Annotated in this window: 20 protein-coding genes and 1 pseudogene; 12 read left to right on the top strand and 9 right to left on the bottom strand. The window is 66.6% G+C overall.

Annotation, left to right across the window (positions count from 1 at the left end; all coding sequences use genetic code 11):
• Position 1: 1 nt before the first annotated feature.
• A complete protein-coding gene (locus G6N36_RS23665) occupies positions 2 to 634 on the bottom strand; it encodes a TetR/AcrR family transcriptional regulator (protein WP_179964854.1) in 633 nt (210 codons plus the stop codon).
• Positions 635 to 733: 99 nt separating this feature from the next.
• On the opposite strand from G6N36_RS23665, the gene G6N36_RS23660 reads away from it, so the two are divergent.
• From G6N36_RS23660 to G6N36_RS23650, 3 genes are all read left to right on the top strand, one after another.
• On the top strand, positions 734 to 1,747 hold the full coding sequence (locus tag G6N36_RS23660) for an ABC transporter permease (RefSeq protein WP_163689221.1): 1,014 nt from the start codon (positions 734 to 736) through the stop codon (positions 1,745 to 1,747).
• Positions 1,728 to 2,894: an FAD-binding oxidoreductase gene (locus G6N36_RS23655; protein ID WP_163689220.1), complete on the top strand. Its 1,167-nt coding sequence runs from the start codon at positions 1,728 to 1,730 to the stop codon at positions 2,892 to 2,894. The genes G6N36_RS23660 and G6N36_RS23655 overlap by 20 nt, the downstream gene beginning before the upstream one ends.
• A gap of 115 nt (positions 2,895 to 3,009) precedes the next feature.
• A complete protein-coding gene (locus G6N36_RS23650; RefSeq protein WP_163689219.1) occupies positions 3,010 to 3,912 on the top strand; it encodes an aldose 1-epimerase in 903 nt (300 codons plus the stop codon).
• Here G6N36_RS23650 and G6N36_RS23645 read toward each other — a convergent pair.
• The 4 genes from G6N36_RS23645 to dnaK are packed head-to-tail and all read right to left on the bottom strand — an operon-like array spanning position 3,909 to position 7,955.
• Positions 3,909 to 4,274 (bottom strand): heat shock protein transcriptional repressor HspR, encoded by a 366-nt coding sequence (locus G6N36_RS23645; protein ID WP_174262290.1) that lies wholly within the window; start codon positions 4,272 to 4,274, stop codon positions 3,909 to 3,911. The genes G6N36_RS23650 and G6N36_RS23645 overlap by 4 nt on opposite strands.
• The gene (dnaJ, locus tag G6N36_RS23640; protein ID WP_163689217.1) at positions 4,274 to 5,455 is read right to left on the bottom strand and encodes a molecular chaperone DnaJ; all 1,182 of its coding nucleotides are present in this window, start codon (positions 5,453 to 5,455) and stop codon (positions 4,274 to 4,276) included. Before dnaJ ends, G6N36_RS23645 begins: the two co-directional genes overlap by 1 nt.
• Before the next feature lie 23 nt (positions 5,456 to 5,478).
• Complete coding sequence (gene grpE, locus G6N36_RS23635; RefSeq protein ID WP_163689216.1) at positions 5,479 to 6,093, bottom strand: nucleotide exchange factor GrpE; 615 nt, start codon at positions 6,091 to 6,093, stop codon at positions 5,479 to 5,481.
• A complete protein-coding gene (dnaK, locus tag G6N36_RS23630; protein ID WP_163689215.1) occupies positions 6,090 to 7,955 on the bottom strand; it encodes a molecular chaperone DnaK in 1,866 nt (621 codons plus the stop codon). Before dnaK ends, grpE begins: the two co-directional genes overlap by 4 nt.
• A 254-nt stretch (positions 7,956 to 8,209) precedes the next feature.
• On the opposite strand from dnaK, the pseudogene G6N36_RS23625 reads away from it, so the two are divergent.
• Positions 8,210 to 10,578 (top strand): annotated as a pseudogene (locus G6N36_RS23625) (heavy metal translocating P-type ATPase).
• The gene (locus G6N36_RS23620; protein WP_235690148.1) at positions 10,562 to 11,998 is read left to right on the top strand and encodes a phenylacetate--CoA ligase family protein; all 1,437 of its coding nucleotides are present in this window, start codon (positions 10,562 to 10,564) and stop codon (positions 11,996 to 11,998) included. The pseudogene G6N36_RS23625 and the gene G6N36_RS23620 overlap by 17 nt, the downstream one beginning before the upstream one ends.
• On the opposite strand, the gene G6N36_RS23615 is transcribed toward G6N36_RS23620, so the two are convergent.
• Positions 11,944 to 12,645: a hypothetical protein gene (locus G6N36_RS23615; RefSeq protein ID WP_163689214.1), complete on the bottom strand. Its 702-nt coding sequence runs from the start codon at positions 12,643 to 12,645 to the stop codon at positions 11,944 to 11,946. The genes G6N36_RS23620 and G6N36_RS23615 overlap by 55 nt on opposite strands.
• On the bottom strand, positions 12,642 to 13,136 hold the full coding sequence (locus G6N36_RS23610; RefSeq protein WP_197746614.1) for an immunoglobulin domain-containing protein: 495 nt from the start codon (positions 13,134 to 13,136) through the stop codon (positions 12,642 to 12,644). Before G6N36_RS23610 ends, G6N36_RS23615 begins: the two co-directional genes overlap by 4 nt.
• A 178-nt stretch (positions 13,137 to 13,314) precedes the next feature.
• Here G6N36_RS23610 and G6N36_RS23605 point away from each other — a divergent pair, with 178 nt between their 5' ends.
• The 7 genes from G6N36_RS23605 (at position 13,315) to G6N36_RS23575 (ending at position 17,315) form a co-directional block, all read left to right on the top strand.
• Positions 13,315 to 13,590, top strand: a complete 276-nt coding sequence (locus tag G6N36_RS23605) for a hypothetical protein (RefSeq protein WP_163689213.1) — start codon at positions 13,315 to 13,317, stop codon at positions 13,588 to 13,590.
• A gap of 193 nt (positions 13,591 to 13,783) precedes the next feature.
• A complete protein-coding gene (locus tag G6N36_RS23600) occupies positions 13,784 to 14,146 on the top strand; it encodes a hypothetical protein (RefSeq protein ID WP_163689212.1) in 363 nt (120 codons plus the stop codon).
• A 61-nt stretch (positions 14,147 to 14,207) separates the two neighbouring features.
• The gene (locus G6N36_RS23595; protein ID WP_163689211.1) at positions 14,208 to 14,828 is read left to right on the top strand and encodes a TIGR03085 family metal-binding protein; all 621 of its coding nucleotides are present in this window, start codon (positions 14,208 to 14,210) and stop codon (positions 14,826 to 14,828) included.
• Positions 14,825 to 15,376: a hypothetical protein gene (locus G6N36_RS23590; protein WP_163689210.1), complete on the top strand. Its 552-nt coding sequence runs from the start codon at positions 14,825 to 14,827 to the stop codon at positions 15,374 to 15,376. The genes G6N36_RS23595 and G6N36_RS23590 overlap by 4 nt, the downstream gene beginning before the upstream one ends.
• A 36-nt stretch (positions 15,377 to 15,412) precedes the next feature.
• A complete protein-coding gene (locus tag G6N36_RS23585; RefSeq protein WP_163690851.1) occupies positions 15,413 to 16,345 on the top strand; it encodes an LLM class F420-dependent oxidoreductase in 933 nt (310 codons plus the stop codon).
• Positions 16,346 to 16,384: 39 nt separating this feature from the next.
• Positions 16,385 to 16,822: a hypothetical protein gene (locus tag G6N36_RS23580; RefSeq protein WP_163689209.1), complete on the top strand. Its 438-nt coding sequence runs from the start codon at positions 16,385 to 16,387 to the stop codon at positions 16,820 to 16,822.
• 19 nt (positions 16,823 to 16,841) lie between these two features.
• The gene (locus tag G6N36_RS23575) at positions 16,842 to 17,315 is read left to right on the top strand and encodes a hypothetical protein (RefSeq protein ID WP_163689208.1); all 474 of its coding nucleotides are present in this window, start codon (positions 16,842 to 16,844) and stop codon (positions 17,313 to 17,315) included.
• Here the strand turns inward: G6N36_RS23575 and G6N36_RS23570 are convergent.
• Both G6N36_RS23570 and G6N36_RS23565 read right to left on the bottom strand, forming a co-directional pair.
• On the bottom strand, positions 17,312 to 18,805 hold the full coding sequence (locus G6N36_RS23570; protein WP_163689207.1) for a dynamin family protein: 1,494 nt from the start codon (positions 18,803 to 18,805) through the stop codon (positions 17,312 to 17,314). The two genes, G6N36_RS23575 and G6N36_RS23570, sit on opposite strands and share 4 nt — an antisense overlap.
• 22 nt (positions 18,806 to 18,827) lie before the next feature.
• Positions 18,828 to 20,669, bottom strand: a complete 1,842-nt coding sequence (locus tag G6N36_RS23565) for a dynamin-like GTPase family protein (RefSeq protein ID WP_163689206.1) — start codon at positions 20,667 to 20,669, stop codon at positions 18,828 to 18,830.
• Between the last annotated feature and the right edge of the window lie 2 nt (positions 20,670 to 20,671).

Below are 20,671 nucleotides of genomic sequence, written 5' to 3'. Positions count from 1 at the left end.
ATCAGGGGAGCCCGAGCTCGCTGGCGTCTGCCGTCAGATAGCGCGTCACCGTCGGTGCGAGCAGCCGCACCATTTCGTCGCCGGACAATGTCGCGAGCGGCGCTACCTTCATGACGTAGCGCAGCACCGCCGCCCCGACGAGCTGGCTCGCGGCGAGCATGGAACGAAGTCTGGCCTGCTCCCCACCACCGAGCACATCGGACACCGCCGTCAGGACGTAGTTCTGCATGAAAGCGCGGAAGGCGTCGTGGGCGTCGGAGTTGGACGTCGCCGACTGCAGCATCGCCACCATGCTCGGACCCGTGTCGGGCGACTCCCAGATCCGCAGGTAGGTGCGCACCATGCGAGTGCCGATATCGGGTTCGTCGTCGGCACCCCCGGTGAGCGCCGCAACAAGCGCGGCTGGGTCGATGATGAGCCGCAGCGCCTCTCTGAACAGGTCGGCCTTCGAGCCGAACAGGTACAGCACCATCGACGGATCCACGTTGGCGTCGTCCGCGATCGACCGCAGCGTGGTCTTCTCGTAACCCTCTGCCGCAAAGCGCGCCTTCGCTGCCGCCAGAACGGCCTCCCTCGACACCGGATCTCCCTGGCGTCGGCCGCGCCGCTTCGTCGTTTTCGCTGGTGACGGCATCTATCGACACTATCATTTCACTGACTGTTGAAATGATGCCCGAGACGCGATACGCTCGCGCTGAAATTAATTCAACGGCGAATGAAAAGAGGTCGGCTGATGGTAACGGATACCGCGCCCCGGCACACTCACGCGATACCCGCGTCCGAACCCCCCGCGGCGGTCCGGGCGGCCGGCATCATCGCGGTACTCACCGTCGCGCTCGCCCTCGTGGCAATCGCATTCGCGCTGCCCGCCGCGCGCACCGCGCCGCGCGACGTGCCCATCGGCGTGGCCGGCCCGCAGGCGGCGAGCGGACAAGTCGCCGCGACCCTCGAGGAGCAGGCGCCGGGTGCCTTCGCCATCACCTACTACCCCGGCGAGGCCGCACTTCGCGACGCAATCCGCCAGCGCGATGTCTACGGTGGCATCTCATTCGGCCCCGACGGGCAACGCATGTTGATCGCGACCGGCGGAAGTCCGATGATCGCGCAGATGCTGACGCAGATCGGCAATGGCATCGCCCAGCACACTGGGGTGCCGATCGCCACCGAGGACCTGGCCCCGCCGACCGCGGATGATCCGCGCGGCGTCGGGCTCGGCGCGTCCGCGCTGCCGATCACACTGGCCGGACTGCTACCGGCGATCGCATTGATGTTCGCACTCAAGCATGAGGTGTGGACCCGGTTCATCGCGACGGTGGTGTTCGCCGGCGTGGCGAGCGTGTCGGTGGCCGCACTGCTGAAGTACGTGTTTGGTTCGATCGACGCGAACTTCTGGGGTGTGGCCGGTGGTTTGACGCTGGGCGTGCTGGCCATGGCCTTGTTCGTCCTCGGGCTCGGATCACTGTTCGGTCGGACCGGGCTGATGGGCGGGGCGGTGGTGGCGATGCTGCTGGGTAATCCGCTGTCGGGCCTCAACAGCGCACCGGAGATGCTGCCCAGCGGCTGGGGTCAACTGGGGCAATGGCTGCCGCAGGGTGCAAACGCCACATTGCTGCGGTCGACGGCGTTCTTCGACGGAGCCGGTGGAACGCTGCCGGTCGTGGTGCTGATCTGCTGGTCGCTGCTCGGTCTGGCACTGATCGTCGCGGCGGCGCTTACTATCGAACGGCGTGGGACTCGACGATCGTGACGCGCTGCGCATACTGCGCGACACCGTCGACCCCGCGTTCGGCTCCGACGAACTGATCCGTCGCTTCTACACTCGCTGGTTCGCCATCGACATGTCGGTCCGCGACCTGTTCCCCCCGGACATGACGGCTCAACGAAAGGCCTTTGCCAAAGCGTTGACCTGGCTGTTCGGCGAACTCGTCGACCAGCGGGCCCAGGAGCCGGTGGCCTTCCTGGCGCAGCTGGGCCGTGACCATCGCAAATATGGTGTGACACAACGGCATTACGACAGCCTGCAGGACGCGCTGCTGACGACGCTTCGCACCCAGCTGATCGAAGAGTGGGACGACAGGCTCGCCGAGGCCACCCACGACGCGGTCGCACTGCTCGTCGGGGTGATGCGAGGGGCCGCGGACGCCGAGAAGGGCCCGCCCTTCTGCGACGGCACGGTGATCGAACTGATCCGCGCCACCCGGGACGTCTCGGTGATCCGGTTGCACCTGGACCGGCCGCTCTATTACCACCCCGGCCAGTACGTCACCGTCCAGGTCCCGCAGTGGCCGCGGCGGTGGCGTTACCTGAGTCCGTCCATCCCCGCCGACCGCGGCGGGGGCATCGAGTTCCACGTCCGTTCCGTGCCCGGCGGCATGGTGAGCCCGGCGATCGTCACCGAGACGAGGCCGGGCGACCGGTGGCGGGTGTCGAACCCGCACGGCGGGATGCACATCGACCGCGACGGCGGCGACGTGTTGATGGTCGCTGGCGGCACCGGTCTGGCGCCGCTGCGGACGCTGATCATGGATCTCACCCGCAAGGCCGTCAACCCGCGTGTGCACCTGTTCTTCGGCGCCCGCTATCCGTGCGAGCTCTACGACCTGCAGACGCTGTGGCAGGTCGCCTCGCACAACCCCTGGCTGTCCGTGACGCCGGTGTCGGAGTACAACAGCGATCCGCCGTGGGCGGCCGACTTCCCCGACGTGCAGCCGCCGCGCGGCCTGCACGTCCGGCAGACCGGCACGCTGCCGGCGGTCGTCACGCGGTACGGCAGTTGGAGCGACCGGCAGATCCTGATCTGCGGAAGCCCGGAGATGGTCGAGGCCACGAAGGCCGCATTGCTCGCCAAAGGCGCTCCGGCCGAACGTATCCAGCACGATCCGTTGACGGGCTGAACCGGTTGTCTGCTCTCGAATGTGAAACCATTGCGACTTCAAGCTCCGATTTTCGCAGTGAGTTCACACTCGCGGTGACCGTCTGCGATGCTAAGCCGTGGCAGGATCATGAGCCATGGCCGACCTCGAGCCCGTCACGCTGACAGACCCGTCGTCATCGATGACGGCCACCTTCGTGCCGACCGCAGGCATGATCGGGACGTCGCTCGCCGACGGCGATGAGGAGTTTCTCGGCCAGCGCCGCGGGCTGGACGCGTATGTGACCGCAGGTAAGACGATGGGCATCCCGATCCTGTATCCGTGGGCGAATCGGTTGAGCGCCAGCGACTATCAGAGTAACGGCGCCGCCGTCTCCCTGACTCCCGGTCAGGGCGGCGTCCGCGCCGACGAACACGGTCTGCCCATCCACGGCGTACTCGCCGCCTATCCGGGCTGGCAGGTCACCGCACAGTCGGAGAACACGCTGACCGCAACCGTCGATTTCGGGGCGATGCCGGAGTTGCTCGCGGCGTTCCCCTTTCCCCACGTGCTCACGCAACACGTCGTGCTGGCCGGCCGCACGCTCACGATCGAGACCACTGTGACGCCGACGGCGTCGGCCCCGGTCCCACTGTGCTTCGGGTATCACCCGTATTTCACGATTCCCGGAGTGCCGCGCGACGAATGCCAGCTCACGACACCGACAATGCGGCATCTGCCGGTGGACGAGCGCGGCATTCCGACCGGAGAGCACGACGACTGGGAGGGCGGCACCCAGTCCTTGCAGTCCGTGACGTACGACGATGGCTTCGACCAAGTACCCGAGGGTGCGGTGTTCTCACTGGCCGGTGGCGACCATCGTGTCGACGTCGTGTTCGAGACCGGTTACCCGGCGGCACAATTGTTCGCCCCCGGTACGGACGGTCTCATCGCCATCGAGCCGATGGCCGCACCGACCGACGCGCTGCGCCGCGGAGACTACCGCAGCGCGATGCCCGGACAGCCTTCCACGGCACGCTTTTCGATCACGGTGACCTAGCGTTTGTTGCGCGGCTGCCAGACCACCAGCGCTGTGCTCTTGGACCTGGGTTGTGAACGCAGTTCCTCGATCTCGCGCGCCATCTCCTGCAGGCGGCTCTGCAGCGCCTCGACCTGATTGGTCAACTCGATGATCCGCTTGATACCCGCGAGGTTGACGCCCTCGTCCTGCGACAGCCGCTGCACCTCACGGAGCAGATCGACGTCGTGCTGCGAGTAGCGCCGGCCACCACCGGACGTCCGCTGCGGGCTGACCAGCCCGAGCCGGTCGTACGTGCGCAGTGTCTGCGCGTGCATACCGGCCAACTCCGCGGCGACCGAAATCAGAAAGGTCCGCGCTTCGTCATTGGCTCGCTTGGGCATCATGCACCGGCCCAGTTCGCTCTCGGGTCGAAACCGCTGGCCCGCTCGGCTTTCGCGTAGGCCTCCAACGCTTCGGCGGCCTCACCCTCGACGTCCGGCGGCACCGCCACCTTGACGGTGACGAGCAGATCGCCATGTCCGCCGGAACGTTTCGGCACGCCTCGGCCACGGACCCGCAGGATCCGGCCGTCGGAGGTACCCTTCGGCACCCGCACACCGACCTTTCCTTCCAGCGTGGGCACCGAAAGCGTTGTCCCGAGGGCCAACTCGTGGAAGCTGACCGGCACGCTCACCGTGAGGTCGTCGCCGTTGCGGCCGAAGACCTTGTCCGGCTTGACGTGTACGGTCACATACAGGTCGCCTGACGGTGCGCCACGCAGCCCGGCTTCACCCTGGCCTGCCAGCCTGATGCGCTGGCCGTCCTCGACACCCGGCGGGATCCGCACGTTGATCGTGCGTGTCCTCGTGCTCACGCCGGTGCCCTTACATTCGTCGCACGGGTGCTCGATGATCGAACCGCTGCCCCGGCATTCAGTGCACGGCTCGGAGAACCCGAACGCGCCCTGGTTGCGGTTGATGACACCGGATCCATTGCAGCTGGGACACACCTTCGGGCTGGTGCCCGGCCGTGCGCCACTGCCGTGGCAGTTCGTGCACGGTGCGGGGCTGGTGAGCCGCAACGGCATCATCACGCCCTTGGTGGCCTCCAGGAACGACAACTCCGTCTCGGTCTCGAGGTCATTGCCGCGCCGTGGCCGACTGGCCCTCGGCTGTTGCGCTCCACGCCCGAACAATCCGCCGAACAGATCGCCGATGTTGGCTCCGCCGGTCTGGCCGGCCGCATCGAACAGATCGTTCAGATTGAACTCGCCGCCGTCGGAACTGAAACCGCCGAAATTCCCGCCGCCTCCGCCGCCGAAACGACCACGACCGAACCCGCCGTTCGCGAAAAGCCTTCGCGTTTCGTCGTATTCCTTGCGCTTGGCCGGATCCGAGAGCACTTCCTTGGCTTCCGACACGGCTTTGTACCGGTCTTCGGCCGCCTGGTTTCCGGGGTTGCGGTCGGGATGGTTCTCCGCGAGCAGCTTTCGGGCCGCCCGCTTGATCTCCTGTTCGCTGGCATCGGAGGCGACGCCGAGCTCCTTGTAGAAGTCCTTTTCGACCCATTCACGCTGGGCCATAACGCGTCACCTCCTTACGGTGTCTAGTTGTCGTCTGATTCTGGGGCCTCTGGCGAGACGAGGTTGGGGTTATCGGCATCGGGCACGGTGTCGACGACGCCCACCAGGGCGTGTCGCACGACAAGGTCGCCGACCTTGTATCCGCGACGCATGACGGTTCCCACTACTGGGTGGGTGCCGTCGCCCTCGTGCTGCACGGCCTCGTGCAGGGCGGGGTCGAAATCGTCGCCTTCGTCACCGAAACCCGATAGACCAAGTCCCTCAAGGGCGGTCGCGAGCTTGTCGGCGACCGACTTCAGCGGACCGGACTCCAGGTCCCCGTGGTTGCGGGCGCGGTCGAGATCATCGAGTACGGGCAACAGTTGGGTGATCACTGACGCCTTGGCCCGGTCTGCCGTGAGCTGCTGGTCGCGGAGGGCGCGCTTGCGATAATTGGCGAAGTCGGCCTGCACCCGTTGCAGATCACTGAGCAGTTCGGCGGCTTTTCCAGCCTCCTCGGGGCTCTCGCCCGCGAACTCCCCCGGCGCCGGCCCACCTGGGGCCGGGCCGGAGGATTGTTCACGGATTTCGCCGGTGTCAGGATCGATGCGCCGCTTGTCGGTGACTGTCACCGGCTCGTGCGAATCGTTCTGGCTCACTTGCGCTCCTGGTCATCCTCATCGACCACCTCGGCGTCCACGACGTTGTCGTCGGCCGGTCCGGCCGCCGACTCGCCGCCGCCGGGACCCGAGGCCTGCTCGGCCTGGGTGGCCTCGTAGAGCGCCTGACCCAGACCCTGGGCCTCGACGCCGAGCTTTTCCATCGCCGCCTTGATGGCCGCGATGTCGCTGCCCTCGAGCGTCGACTTGGCTTCGGCGACCGCGGAATCGACCTTGTCCAGCGTCTCCGCAGGGATCTTCGATCCGCCTTCGGCTTCGCGCTGTTCCTTGACGATCTTCTCCGTCTGGTAGACCAGCGACTCCGCCTGGTTGCGGACGTCGGCCTCCTCGCGACGCTTACGGTCCTCCTCGGCATGCGCCTCGGCGTCCTTGATCATCTGGTCGATCTCGTCCTTGGAAAGGCCGGAGCCCTCCTGGATTCGGATCGTGTTCTCCTTGCCGGTGCCCTTGTCCTTGGCGGTCACGTGCACGATGCCGTTGGCGTCGATGTCGAACGTGACCTCGATCTGGGGCACACCGCGCGGGGCCGGCGGGATGCCGGTCAGCTCGAAGCTGCCGAGCAGCTTGTTGTGCGCGGCGATTTCGCGCTCACCCTGGAAGACCTGGATCTGCACCGACGGCTGATTGTCGTCGGCCGTGGTGAAGGTCTCCGACCGCTTGGTCGGGATGGTGGTGTTGCGCTCGATCAGCTTGGTCATCACGCCGCCCTTGGTTTCGATACCGAGGGACAGCGGCGTGACGTCAAGCAGCAGAACGTCTTTCACCTCACCCTTGAGCACGCCGGCCTGCAGCGCAGCGCCAACGGCGACAACCTCGTCCGGGTTGACACCCTTGTTGGGCTCCTTGCCGCCGGTCATTTCCTTGACCAGCTCGGACACCGCGGGCATACGGGTGGAGCCGCCGACCAGAACCACGTGGTCGATGTCGGCCACCGAGATGCCGGCGTCGGCGATCACCGACTGGAACGGCTTGCGGGTGCGATCCAGCAGATCCTGTGTGATCCGCTGGAACTCCGAACGCGTCAGCTGCTCGTCGAGGAACAGCGGGTTCTTGTCCGAGTCCACGGTTATGTACGGCAGGTTGATCGAGGTGCTCTGCGAACTCGAGAGCTCGATCTTGGCCTTCTCGGCGGCTTCACGCAGCCGCTGCATGGCCATCTTGTCCTTCGTCAGATCGATGCCCGACGTGCCCTTGAACTTGTCGACGAGCCATTCGACGATCCGGTCGTCCCAGTCGTCACCACCGAGGTGGTTGTCGCCGGAGGTGGCACGGACCTCGACCACACCCTCGCCGATCTCCAGCAGTGACACGTCGAAGGTGCCGCCACCGAGGTCGAAGACCAGAATGGTCTGTTCCTTCTCGCCCTTGTCCAGCCCATAGGCCAGCGCCGCGGCGGTCGGCTCATTGACGATACGCAGCACGTTGAGGCCCGCGATCTGGCCGGACTCCTTGGTGGCTTGGCGCTGGGCGTCGTTGAAGTACGCGGGCACGGTGATCACCGCATCGGTGATGTCCTCGCCCAGATAGCTCTCGGCGTCACGCTTGAGCTTCATCAGCACGCGAGCGCTGATCTCCTGGGGGGTGTATTTCTTGCCGTCGATCTCGACGGACCAGTCGGTGCCCATTTCACGCTTGACCGAACGGATGGTCCGGTCGACGTTGGTCACCGCTTGGTTCTTGGCGGGCTGACCGACCAGCACCTCGCCGTTGCGAGCGAACGCAACGACGGACGGCGTGGTGCGGGAGCCTTCGGAGTTGGCTACGACGACGGGGTCGCCACCCTCCAGTACCGCGACGACGGAGTTGGTGGTCCCGAGGTCGATTCCGACCGCACGAGCCATGGTTGTTCCTCCTGAATTAGTCAATCTTTGGGTCTGAGTGCACCGCACTCAAGACTGCTCCGGCCAACCTTATCTTGTCAACCCAGACTTGAGTCAAGCACGCTCAACTGTCGATGGGTCCAACGGGAGGATGTCCGAGTTTGTTCCCGCGACGGCTGGTAGGGCCTTTCGCCCTGTCCGTCGAGGACCTTCACCGAGCGGAAAGTGGCCCAAGCCGCTACCCCGTCGACGTCGACGCGAGGACAGTTCCCGGTGTGGAGCAGACACGTGTGGTCGACGCACGCTGGCGATCGCTGCGCGAGCCCGTCCTGGTGGTGGTGACCGTCTGCGCGTTGGCCGTCGGCGGCATCCTCTGGCTGATCGGTCTGCGCGAGGCGGCCGATGTCTGCTGGATCGTCGGGACGGCGGTCGCACTGGTACCTGCTCTGTGGTGGGTGATCTCGACGTTGCGCCAGGGACGCCTCGGCGTCGACGTCATCGCGGTGCTGGCGCTGGTCGGCACTCTGCTCGTCAGCGAGTATCTGGCCGGCGCCCTGATCGCGGTGATGCTCGCCGGTGGGCGCGCTCTCGAAGCGGCCGCCGAGCGTCGAGCCACTCACGACCTGCGCGCCTTGCTCGAACATGCGCCGCGATTCGCTCGCCGGCGATTCGGTACGGAGGTCCGGGTCGTTCCGATCGCCGACGTCGTGGTCGACGACCTGTTGATCGTCGGCCCGGGCGAGACCGTGCCGGTCGACGGACGCGTCGCCGACGCGTTGGCCGTGTTGGACGAATCCGTACTGACCGGTGAGTCCGAGCAGGTGGAGCGGCGTGCCGGTGAACCGGTCCGCAGCGGCGTGGTGAACGCCGGCGGCCCATTCGAGCTTCGTGCCACCGCCATCGCCAAGGACAGCACCTACGCCGGCATCGTGCGGCTGGCTGAGGCCGCGGGTGCGGAGACTGCGCCGATCGTCCGGCTGGCCGACCGCTACGCGGCCTGGTTCCTGCCGTTGACGCTCGTCATCGCCGGTGGGGCCTGGCTCGCGACCGGATCAGCGGTACGAGCTATCGCCGTCTTGGTGGTGGCCACGCCCTGCCCGCTGCTACTCGCGGCACCGGTGGCGATCGTGTCCGGCCTGTCGCGCGCGTCACGCCACGGCGTGGTGATCCGCAGCGGCGGCGCGCTGGAGTCTCTGGGAAGTGCGACGACCTTGGTGATGGACAAAACCGGGACGCTGACGATGGGCCGCCCGATGGTTGTGGGTGTGCTCACCGCGCCGGGCCGAGACGCCGCAGAGGTCCTGCGGTGGGCGGCGTCCGTGGACCAGATGTCGCCGCACGTGCTCGCCGAGGCGATCGTCACCGAAGCGTTGGCCCGTGGCCTGCAACCGTCACTGCCCACTGAAGTCGGCGAGCAGGCCGGCCGCGGTGTCACCGGCACTGTCGACGGTCGCCACATTGAAGTCGGGAAGCTGACCAGCGACGGCGGCGAAGCGGATTGGGCGCGCGCCGCGGTAAACCGCGCACGCCTGGATTCCGCCGCGGTCGCGTGGGTGCGCGTGGATCAGGACCTGGCCGGTGCCGTGCTATTGCGAGATCCGTTGCGTCGAGACGCCCCTCGCACGGTTCGCCGGTTGCGAGCGGCTGGCCTCAACCGGCTGGTCATGTTGACCGGCGACCGCGCAGAACCCGCCCGCGAAGTCGCCACTGTGCTGGACTCGACGAGGTCTACGCCCAGCAGACCCCGGAAGACAAGGTGGCCGCGGTCCGAGCGGAGAAACAGCGGGCCGGGACCGTGATGGTGGGCGACGGCGTCAACGACGCGCCCGCGCTCGCAGCGGCGACGGTGGGCGTCGCGATGGGGGCGCGCGGCGCGACCGCGTCCTCGGAAGCCGCCGACATCGTGTTGACGACGGATCGCCTGGACCGCCTCGCCGATGCGATGGACATTGCCAGGTGGTCACGGCGAATCGCCGTGCAGAGCGCGGTGGTCGGCATGGCACTGTCATTGGCGGCCATGGTGATCGCGGCCCTGGGCTGGCTACCTCCCGCCGCCGGCGCGCTACTGCAGGAGGGCATCGATGTGGCCGTCATCCTCAACGCGCTTCGCGCCCTGCGCGGCAACCCCGAGGTCGAGGTGGATCTGCCAGCCGAAACGGAGAACATGTTGCGGCGCTTCGCAACCGAGCACGATGAACTACGCGACACCGTCGATCTCCTGCGCGACGCAGCCGACCGCTTGGTCACCGGCGCCGACCGGGGCGCACTGGAATCGGTGATCCGCGCGAACACCTTTCTCGAGGAGCGGATCCTGCCGCACGAGCAGGCCGAGGAGTCTGGGCTGTACCCGGCGCTGGCCCGTCCGCTCGGAAGCGGTGAAGCGACGGCCACCATGAGCAGGACGCACGCCGAAATCCGCCGTTTGTCCGACCGCATCGCGGCCCACGTCGAACTCGCCCGAGCCAGCAACGGCATCCCACCCGACCAAGTCGATGACCTACTCGCGTGTCTGTACGGGCTGCACGCGGTGTTGCGACTGCACTTCCTGCAAGAGGAGGAGAACTACTTCACCCTCGCAGACGACGCGTCGGCGACCGGTCTTGACACCCATGATGGCAAAGATCACCGTGCACAGAACAATTGACGCCATCCCGCTACATCTTTCTGCGGGCTGGCAGACCTACCGGGCCGGCCGGCAGGGACGAGCCGACATCGCGCGGCGCCAACAGCAGCGATTGCGCGACCTTGTCGCCTACGCGCGCACGCATTCGACATACTTCGCCGAGCGATACCGCGACGTGCCGCAGGCACTGACGGATATCACCCAACTGCCCACGCTCACGAAGACCGACTTGATGAGCCGCTTCGACGAGTGGATGACCGACCCGGCGGTGCACCGCAGCGAAGTCGAGGCGTTCATCGCCGATCCCACCATGATCGGCCACGACTACCTCGGCCGCTACGTCGTGTGCACCACCTCCGGTTCGACGGGAACGCCGACCATACTCATGCACGACCACCGCGCTCTGGCGGTCTACAACGCGCTCGGCTATGTCCGCTCAATGCCGGATGCGCTGTTGCGGTGGGACGTCCTGTCGGCACTGATTCGAGGCCACGGCCGGCTCGCCGCGGTCTTCGTGACCGACGGCCACTTCCTGGGTAACACAATGATGGCCCGCCGCATTCGCGCCAAGCCGTGGCGAGCAAGAATGCAGAAGATCTTCTCCGCGCTCGCCCCGGTGAAGGAGATTGTGGCCCAGCTCAACGCCTTTCAGCCCGTCGTCCTCGGCGGATACCCCAGCGCGCTGGAGGCGCTCGCCTCAGAGCAGTGCGCCGGCCGGCTCCACATCTCGCCCGTGTTGGTCAACGCGGCGGGCGAAACGTTGACCCAAGAGGCACGACGGCGGATCGCGTCGGCGTTCGGCTGCCGCGTGGGCAATTACTACGGGACTTCCGAGGCGGTCGGTTTGACATTTGAGTGTCCGGCTCAGCGTCTCCACGTGAACAGTGACTGGTACATCCTGGAACCCGTCGACGAGCACGACCGACCCGTATCACCGGGACAGCTGTCACACGGCGCTCTGGTGACGAACCTCGCGAACCGCGTTCAACCCATCATTCGGTACCAGATCGGCGACCAAATCGCACTCAGTGCCGAAACATGTTCTTGTGGAAGTCCGTTCCCGACGATCGACGTGATCGGCCGCACGGATGACACGCTGGTGTTCGCGATCGAGGGTCGCGAACCCGTCCGGGTTCTGCCGTTGGCGATCGCGACGGTCGCCGAGGAGACCACGGGTGTAGCGGCCTGTCAGATCATCCAGCGTGGCCCGTCGAGACTCCGAGTGCGATTCTGTGCCTCCGCCGCCGAGGAGGAGCCCACGGTGTGGGACGTACTGCGACGGCACCTCGGCGACTACCTGGCCGCTCAGGGCGCGATCGGTGTGTCGATCGAAAGAGACGACATGCCACCGCAATTGCATCCTCGAAGCGGTAAGTTCCGACAGGTCTACGCGGATTTCCGACCCAGCGATCGCGGCGCCGGCGACGTCAGGACGGTCTGACGTCGGCCACGCAACTCGGCGGCGAGGTCGTGTTCGAAGGCAGGTAGGGTCAGGCCGCGGCGCCTCAACCGCCGGTCGAGTGCATCGATGAACAGACCGTCGCCGGGGCGGCGGCATCCCAGGACGACCTGTTCGTTCATCACGTCGCGCGTCAACGCCGCGGCGGGGCACGCGGCCACCACCTCGAGCGACGCCCGCAGGTCCAGCGTCGTCAGTACTCCGCAGGACGGCGAGGCGCCGATGCCGACGACCTCGACGCCCGAGCGTTGGTAATCGGTGACATCGCGGACCACCTGGCGGGCCAGGCTCGAGTACACGAGACGCGTCCACCAGACGAAGGCGCGCAACAGCACACCTCGGAAGGCGTACCGTAACTTGCCTTTCGAGTCATACAGCCACAGGCTGTGACGCTTGAGCACACCGCCCCAGGCCAGCCGCTCCGGGCACGACAGCTGATGGATCCCGTAACCGGCGTCGACCAGCTCGTCGACGAGTTCGCTGACCGCGCCCCGACGGGTCGCGCCACCGGCGTACCGGGTGTTCTGGTTCAGCAGACAATGTGAGACCAGCACGACGCGGCGAGCGCGCTCGTCGCTCAGCCGGCTCCCCAGGACCCGATCCCGCGGGACGGCGGCGTCGTCCGTCACGGCGCCTCGGCCCGCTCGCGGTGCAGCAGGTCCCGCAGCAACGGGAACTCCGTATGCACATGGCGGTCCATGGCGCCCGCGAACCCCGGGGAGAGGTACAGCCGCCATAGCGGGTCGAGCACCCGCGCCGGCCCTGCCCATCCCGCGGCGATCGTGTGGCGCAGATGAACTCCGCGTTCCTGCGGCCATAGGGTCAGGGTCAACCTGACGGGCAGCGGGAGCCGACCCCAACCCAGACGCCACACGATCTGCTCGCCCGGCACGGCGGTCTCCACCTCACCGACCATCCGCAGATGCCGGGATCCGACGTATTCGTCCATCAGCACCACGTCTCCGACGTGATCGCGCCCCCCGTGCTCGAGCACATGCAGTTCGAGGTGCGTGCCCGGCCACCACGCCCGATACCTGTCGTCGTCACACTCGAGCAGGAAGTCGGTGATCTCGCGTCCGGTCACACCCTCAACGGTCATCTCTGATTCCAGGGTCAGCATCGTCCGCCCCTTCGCGGTCGTCGGGTATCCCCTGACAGCCCACGCCTCGGCAGCCCTGTCTGATAGGGCACCATGTCACTTCGTCCGGCAGAGTGGACTATCGGCCCTACGCTCCAACGTCGCAGAAGCGCATCCTGAGGCACAGCCGCAACAAGCCGGTTGAGGAGGCGGTAGTGAAATGACCGATCCATCCGAAATGGTGCCCGAGCGGACCGCCACTGCCGCACAGCATCGTCCTGTGAACCAGATCCTGGCGTGGACCGGGATCGCCGCCGGGGTGGTGTTCATCGTTGCGGTGGTGTTCTTCTCCGGGTTCTTCATCGGCCGCAGCACCGATCGCGACTATCACCGCGACCGGTGGAACGAGATGCCGGGTCCAGTCATGGTTGGCCCGGGCATGATGGGCCCAGGCATGGGCCCGCAGCCCGGCCAGATGGATCCTCCGGGCCGGTAGGTCCCCGACACCCGCTTCATCCTCCCACTTGTTTGCTCATGCAAAGACGTGCCGCCGCCGTCCGGGGCAGTAGTCGATCGTCGACATTGAAGTAGTGCACTACGCACGACTACCCGGCGCTGCCGTTCTTACGCTGCACTCGTCAGCAAACCATCGCGCAGCAGTTAGCTGCGGGGGAGCGAAGGAGAGAAACATGGCACAACATCTCGCAAAGTCAGGGCGCGCATTGCGTGTACGCACGGCCGTCGGTGGAGCATTGACCGCCGGCGCTCTACTGGCAGCACCTGTCGCGGTGCCCGCATTCACCGGAGTCGCCCACGCGGAGCCCGCTCCCGATCCGAGCGACGTGGCGGGTGCCATAAGTGCCGCCGTGAATGAAGCCACCGCCGCTCATAATCAGCGGGTCGCCAAGGCGCAGAACAAGATCAAGAACGGAATTCTGGCCCAGAACCCCGCGAAGGTGAAAACCGGCGTCGGCCAAATCCGGGAGTCCAACAAGACGTACGTGGTGCAGGTTCAGGGCATTCTGCGCGGCAGCCTCGCTCCCGCGGAGTAGCGGACCATCGATTCCTCGCGCCGGGCTGTAGTCAAACCTGGGTGTCGTCCTAGGGTTAGGCATGACTGCAGCCCGGCGCGAGCGCGCCGCCCTGGTGGCGACCATGAGCGAGATCGGGCCTGACGCGCCCACCTTGTGTGAGGGATGGACCACCCGCGATCTCGCGGCGCATCTGGTGGTCCGCGAGCGCAGGCTCGATGCCGCGCCCGGTATCGCGATCCCGTTCCTCGCCGGCTACACCGACAAGGTGCAGCGGCAGACCGCATCGTCCACCGACTGGGATGAGTTGGTGGACAAGATCTCGTCGGGACCACCGCTGTTGTCGCCCTTCAAGCTTCTCGATTCGGTCGCCAACATGGATGAGATGTTCATCCATCACGAAGACGTCCGCAGGGCTCGACCCGGTTGGGAGCCACGGTCTCTCGACGCCGAGACAATCGCGGCGCTCCGGCGCCCCGTCGGCATGATGGCCAGGCTGACCATGGGGAAAGTGCCCGCCCGGGTCACTCTGAGGACGCCTGAAGGCGAAACAGTCGCCGTCGTCGGCAGCGGTCCCGGCTTGACTGTCACCGGAGACATCGGTGAGCTCACGCTTTTCGTCGCCGGTCGCGATGAAGCCCGGCTCACCTTCTCCGATGCCCAAGCCGCTCAAGCCGTGCGCGCCGCACGACGAGGCCTGTGAAAGGCGGCCTCGCCGCCGGGCTCCTGCTGTCGGCGGCCGTCCTGGCCGCCGGTTGCTCCACAACCGTCGAGGGCAATCCGGTCGCGTCCAGTGCCTCACCGACCGAACCGAGCTTTCCAACATCCAGGCCGACGCGAACGCCGTCGCCGAGCAGCACACCGCCGTCCCCACCGCCGTCCACGTCGCCGCCGACGGGGCTGCCCGGCGCGACGACACTGCCACCGGATGAGTCCGGTTACGTGTTCATCGAGACCAAATCCGGTCTGACGCGCTGCCAGATCTCCGAGGCCGAGGTCGGCTGCGAATCGCAGTTCACCAACTCCGTCGAAGTGAATGGCATGCCCGCCAACGGGGTGAACGTCACCGCCGACGGCAGCATGCGCTGGGTCGTCGGCAACCTCGGCGCCATCCCGGCCGTCACCCTGGACTACCAGACCTACCGTGCGCTCGGCTGGACGATCGCCGCGACCACCGACGGCACCCGGTTCACCAACGACGGCACCGGTCACGGCATGTTCGTCAGCACCTCGGGCGTCGAGGTCTTCTGATCACGTCCCATTAGGCTGGAACGCGTGGATTCACCACTGGACTTCCGGGTCTTCGTCGAACCTCAACAGGGCGCCACCTACAACGACCAACTCGCGGTCGCCCGCACGGCCGAAGCCGCCGGCTACTCGGCGTTCTTCCGCTCCGACCACTTCACCGCCATGAGCGGTGACGGTCTACCGGGACCCACCGACTCCTGGGTCACGCTGGGCGGCATCGCGCGCGAAACCACCTCGATACGGCTCGGCACTTTGGTCACCTCGGCCACGTTCCGCTATCCGGGCCCCCTGGCGGTCGCTGTCGCACAGGTCGACGAAATGAGCGGCGGCCGTGTGGAATTGGGCATCGGCGCAGGCTGGTTCGAAGCCGAGCACAAGGCCTACGCCATCCCGTTCCCTCCGCTTGGTGAACGCTTCGACCGGCTCACCGAACAGCTGCACATCATCACGGGCCTCTGGACGACCCCGAGCGGGGAGACGTTCGATTACGCCGGCGCCCACTACGCCGTCACGGAATCTCCCGCCCTACCCAAACCGGTCCAGTCGCCGCATCCGCCGATCATCATCGGTGGCGCCGGCGCGAAGCGGACACCGGCGCTCGCCGCGCAGTTCGCCGCCGAGTTCAACATTCCGTTCGCGCCGCTCGAAACGGCTCAGACTCAGTTCGAGCGGGTCGCCTCGGCGGTGGCCGATGCCGGACGCGCAGCCGAGTCGATGACGTACTCCGCGGCCTTCGTGATCTGCGCGGGTCGAAATGAGCAGGAGATCTCCCGGCGGGCCGCCGCGATCGGTCGCGAGGTCGACGAACTGCGCAGCAACTCTCCACTGGTGGGGACCCCCACCGAGATCGCCGACAAGCTCGGCGCCTACCTGACGATCGGCGTGCAGCGGATTTACCTGCAGGTTCTCGATATGTCAGATCTCGACCACGTGGACTTCTTCGCCGCAGAGGTCATCCCGCAGCTCCGCTGAACAGGCGCTCACCTGCATGTCGCCACTACTATCAGCGCCGTGGCCCGCCGGCAGTTCGACGACGACGACGGGCAGCCCTGGCACAATCGCACGTCCACGCTCCTCGGGGCCAGCGTTCTCGCGATCCTGGTGATCGGCATATTGATCGTCGCGGCGACCGCGCTGGCCCGCCAATTCGGCGAAACCGAGGAAGCCCCTCTCGACTTCGTCACGCCGTCGTTCTCGGCAACGGCGTCAATGTCAACGGACACGACCACCACTCAGACGATTACGAGCACGAGTCCGCCGGAGACCACCGACATCGACGGCCCTTCGACATCGCCGACGTCATCGTCAGAGACGACGTCCAGCAGCGAGAGTTCGACCAGACGGCCGACGACCCGCAACGATGACGACGAGGACGAAGGCCCCACCACCCGAACGACACGGCGCACGCCACGCACCAACATCACGCGTACGCTCAATCCCTACCCCTGAGCGCCTACTATCGGTCCCCGTGGCGCGATACGGATCTCCTGACGACCCGAACCATCCGGACGACGACCCGACTGCCTACCTCAACTACGGCGACGGCGGATACGGCGGGCCGCCTGGCCCACCGCCCGGTGACGAGGTCCCGTGGTTCCGTAAGCCGGGCGCGCTCGTCGGGTTCGGGGCTCTGGGCGCGGTGATCGTCGCGTTGATCGTGTTCGGCCTGGCCAAGCTCATCACCGGTGGTGACGCGCCGTCCGAGCAGACGACGTTGACTCCGCTCACCACCACCTCGCGGTCAGTCACGCCGACGACCACGGCGGCGCCCGAAACCGTGACAGAGACCGTCACGCCGACGACGACCACCGAGTCCCCGACGACCACCACGACCACCACGACACCGCCGACCACGACCACCACGACACCGAGCGTCAGCACCAGCATCAGCACGAGCACGGAAACCAGCACGGTTACCGAAACGGTGACGCCGGCTCCCTAGCGGCCTCTGGCGGCGTACTCGGCGACCAGCGCCTCGGCGCTACGCACGGCGGCCCGGCAGGCGCGCGTCGTGAACGGATCGTTGAGCGGGTGTTCGGCGCGACGGCGCCAGCGCTGAGCGGCGGCGAACGCGGACCGGGGCCCGTCGTAGGGGGCATCGGGTTGCAGGCCGAGTCTGCTGGCGGCGTCGGTGCCGGAACCGCCGATGATGCGCCGCAGCGACGCCATCTCGTCCTCGTTCAACGTGGTTGGCCGCGAACGTAATTGGCTGAGCAGCCGCAACTCCTCGAACGCGTGGGTATCGGCCAGCAGCGGATCGATGTCGGCGATGATGGCGCGGCTCGCGAAGATCGGGTTGTTCTCCACGAAGCGCCGCAGCGACAGCAGCGCGGTATGCGCCTTGAGCAGATCCGACCGCTGCGCGAACTGCTGGTCGATCACGTCGCGCAGGGCGATCAGCCCGCTGCGCTCGAGCAGTTCGTCGGCCAGGGCCACCGAATCGGTGACGCCGGCACGCAGCACCGCGATCGAGATCCTGATCCCGAACATGCCGAACCGGTCGAGCAGCGCGGCCCGGGTGGCGGCGTCGACCGGCAACGAACTGTCCTCGCGCACGAATCGGTCCACCGACAGCATCGCCTTGGTCAGCTCCACCGCGTCGACCCCGGCCAGCTTCTCCAGCGCGACGAACTCGCTCTGTCGCAGGGTGCGCGCGGTGAGCGCCAGCAGCCCCGATACCGGCACCACTGCCTGGCAGATGCCGGTCTTGTCCATCTCGCTGGTGAACCGGGCCGCCACGTCCTTGGCGGACAACATCGCGTCGATCCGGCCGGCACCGATCTCGTCGGCCCGCGACGCGACACCGATGACTCCAAGCGCCCCCGCCGATCCCCCGACCAGCTCGCCGATCTGCATGAGCAGCGCGATGTCGGCGGCGTTGAGGGTGCGCAGCAGGAACACCACCGCGTCGATGCGTGGAACGCCGTCGTCGGGGACCAGCAGTCGTAATGTGCGTTCGGAGACGTCCCTGGACAGCGACGACGTGCCGGGCGTATCGATGATCGTGGTGTCGATCAGTTCGGATGCGGGCCACTCGACGTCGAGGTCGACGACGTCCTCGGGATCGAGGGTGGCGAAGTCGAAGGTGAGACCACCCTCGACGGCGTCGCGGCCGATCGGCACGTTGGAGCGTCGTCCACCTCGATGGTTGGCGGTGACCTTCGGTGTCGGACCGTGCCGGAACCAGGTGACGATGCGGGTGGCCTCGGTGGCGTCGGTGGGCGCAATGTCCTCGCCCACAAGCGCATTCACCAGGGTGGACTTGCCAGCCTTGAGCGTTCCCGCCAGCGCGATGCGGATGGGCTGGTTGAGCCGGCGGCCGATGCGGTCCAGTTCGTTGTGCACGTCGGGACGCTGTGCGTAGGCGGGATCGGAGCGGTAGGCCTGGATGGTTCCGCCCAGGATCGCGCGCACCTGGTCACTCGTGCTCATCGACAGACCAGCTTAGGGCCTGTCAGCTGGGCGCCGACTGAGCCTCCGACAGCAGCTTGTCCGCGTGGTCGGTCACCTGTTTGAGGATGCTGAGCTGGCGCTCGAGTTCCTTGACGCGCGTGTTGCGTTCGTTCTCCTCGAGTTTGGCCGCGGCGATCGTCGCCTGCAGCGATTCGTTCAGCGACCGCGTCGTCTGGTTGGCGATGCCGCGGTAGTGGTCACGCAGTTGGCGCTGAACACCCTTGAGCCGGTCCCGCGACTCCTTGTTCACGACGAAAGAAACGTCGTCGATGAACCGGCGCGTATTCAACTTCGCCTCGTTACGCACCCGCATCATGCGGTTGTCCATGTTCTCCCGGTACGCGCTACGCCCCATCAGCAGACCGGCACCGAGGGATAGCGGATTGAACATGCCCAGACCTGCGAACGACGTCAGCATGCCGAACATCAGGACACCGCCGTACGAGCCCTGCATACCGATCCCGACCTTGCGTGCCTTGCCGACCGGTTTGGCTTCGAGATTGGCCAGCGACTTGATCTCGCCGAGGCTGGCGCCCATCTCGCGCGCATCGATCTGCGGCATCTTGACGGCATCCAGGCCGGCCTCGGTGAAGGTGCGGGCCACCTCTTCGGCCAACACCGTCGCACGCTGATACGCCCAGACGAAGTTGTCCCCTACCGCGGTGGCGATCGCGTTCTCCAGCTCGGTCCCGATCTCGGCCCAGTGCTGCGTCGGGTCGCAGTTGTCGATCTCCTTCTCGATGTGCTGGCCGATGATCCGGAAGCGGCCGCGCAGATCGTGGTCGATATCGGCTGTCAGATCGGCGATTCCGTCGTTGAGCACCTGCTGCCACAGCGCTGTCTGCTGCAGCGCCTCCTGCGCTTCCTCCTTGCGCCGCTCCAGATCCTCGGTGATCCGGTCCCGCACATCGGCATCGTTGAGCGACGCCAGCTCGGTGCTGACCTTGAGCGTGAGATGCTCAGCAGCCGAACGTATCTCGGCAACCACCTGTTCCCGGATGTGATCCCGCTGCCGCGACAGCACCTGCTCGGTGAGGAACTTCACGATGGCCGGGAAGTTCGACTCCGCGTTGAGTTCCTTGTCGTTGAGCTGGATGGCGTGACTACGCAACAGCGACGACGCCGGAATCATCGGGATCGACAGGCCCGCCCGGTCGAGATGCGCCTTGTTCGCCTCGACGATGGCGCGCCAGTGGGGATACAGGTCTGTCTTGGTGGCAATGATCGTCGAGACCGGGCAGATGCCGAAAGCCTGCCGCATGAATGTCATTTCGGGTTCGGTGAACTCCTGGCTGGTGTCACTGCACATCAACACCGCGTCGGCGTCGGGCAACAACCCCAACGTCGCCGACAGGTGCGGCTGGCCGTGCCCACCGACGCCGGGCGTGTCCACGAACGCCAACCCGTTCTTCAACAGCGGGCCCGTCGCGGTGACCTCGACCCGCAACACCTCGCGGCCGCCGGCCTGCGGAGCGCGGCGCAGATCGGTCTTGATGTCGGCCATTTCGATCTCGATCGCTTCCGGCTCCGCACCATCGGGGCGTGCGACGATCAGCCTGGCCGAGGTGTTCTCGCCGTAGGACACCACCGTCGGCAGCACGGTGCTCTCGTCGTCGCCGACGCGCGCGACCGGAGCGTTGAGTAGCGAGTTGAGCAGCAGGCTCTTGCCCTGCTTGAGCTGTCCGGCCACGACCACCCGGATCTGCGGATCGGTGATCCGCGCCTTGGCCCTGGCCAGGCGTTCGACCAAGTCGCCGCGCTCGTTGGCGTCGGCGATCTTGTTGGTGTGGTCGATCAACTCGACGATGACCTTGGTATTGCGGGGGTCACTCGGTTGCGTCATGA

This window comes from Mycolicibacterium gadium (assembly GCF_010728925.1).
GTDB classification, from domain to species: Bacteria; Actinomycetota; Actinomycetes; order Mycobacteriales; family Mycobacteriaceae; genus Mycobacterium; species Mycobacterium gadium.
Note: the sequence above shows the minus strand (reverse complement) of the source record. Positions and strands in the feature narration are given on the sequence as shown.

Bases quoted from the DNA above. Each gene is read 5' to 3' on its own strand.
- G6N36_RS23665 (WP_179964854.1), bottom strand. From the start codon at position 634: ATGCCGTCACCAGCGAAAACGACGAAGCGGCGCGGCCGACGCCAGGGA.
- G6N36_RS23660 (WP_163689221.1), top strand. From the start codon at position 734: ATGGTAACGGATACCGCGCCCCGGCACACTCACGCGATACCCGCGTCC.
- G6N36_RS23650 (WP_163689219.1), top strand. From the start codon at position 3,010: ATGGCCGACCTCGAGCCCGTCACGCTGACAGACCCGTCGTCATCGATG.
- G6N36_RS23645 (WP_174262290.1), bottom strand. From the start codon at position 4,274: ATGCCCAAGCGAGCCAATGACGAAGCGCGGACCTTTCTGATTTCGGTC.
- dnaJ (WP_163689217.1), bottom strand. From the start codon at position 5,455: ATGGCCCAGCGTGAATGGGTCGAAAAGGACTTCTACAAGGAGCTCGGC.
- dnaK (WP_163689215.1), bottom strand. From the start codon at position 7,955: ATGGCTCGTGCGGTCGGAATCGACCTCGGGACCACCAACTCCGTCGTC.
- G6N36_RS23610 (WP_197746614.1), bottom strand. From the start codon at position 13,136: ATGCTGACCCTGGAATCAGAGATGACCGTTGAGGGTGTGACCGGACGC.
- G6N36_RS23605 (WP_163689213.1), top strand. From the start codon at position 13,315: ATGACCGATCCATCCGAAATGGTGCCCGAGCGGACCGCCACTGCCGCA.
- G6N36_RS23600 (WP_163689212.1), top strand. From the start codon at position 13,784: ATGGCACAACATCTCGCAAAGTCAGGGCGCGCATTGCGTGTACGCACG.
- G6N36_RS23595 (WP_163689211.1), top strand. From the start codon at position 14,208: ATGACTGCAGCCCGGCGCGAGCGCGCCGCCCTGGTGGCGACCATGAGC.
- G6N36_RS23570 (WP_163689207.1), bottom strand. From the start codon at position 18,805: ATGAGCACGAGTGACCAGGTGCGCGCGATCCTGGGCGGAACCATCCAG.
- G6N36_RS23565 (WP_163689206.1), bottom strand. From the start codon at position 20,669: ATGACGCAACCGAGTGACCCCCGCAATACCAAGGTCATCGTCGAGTTG.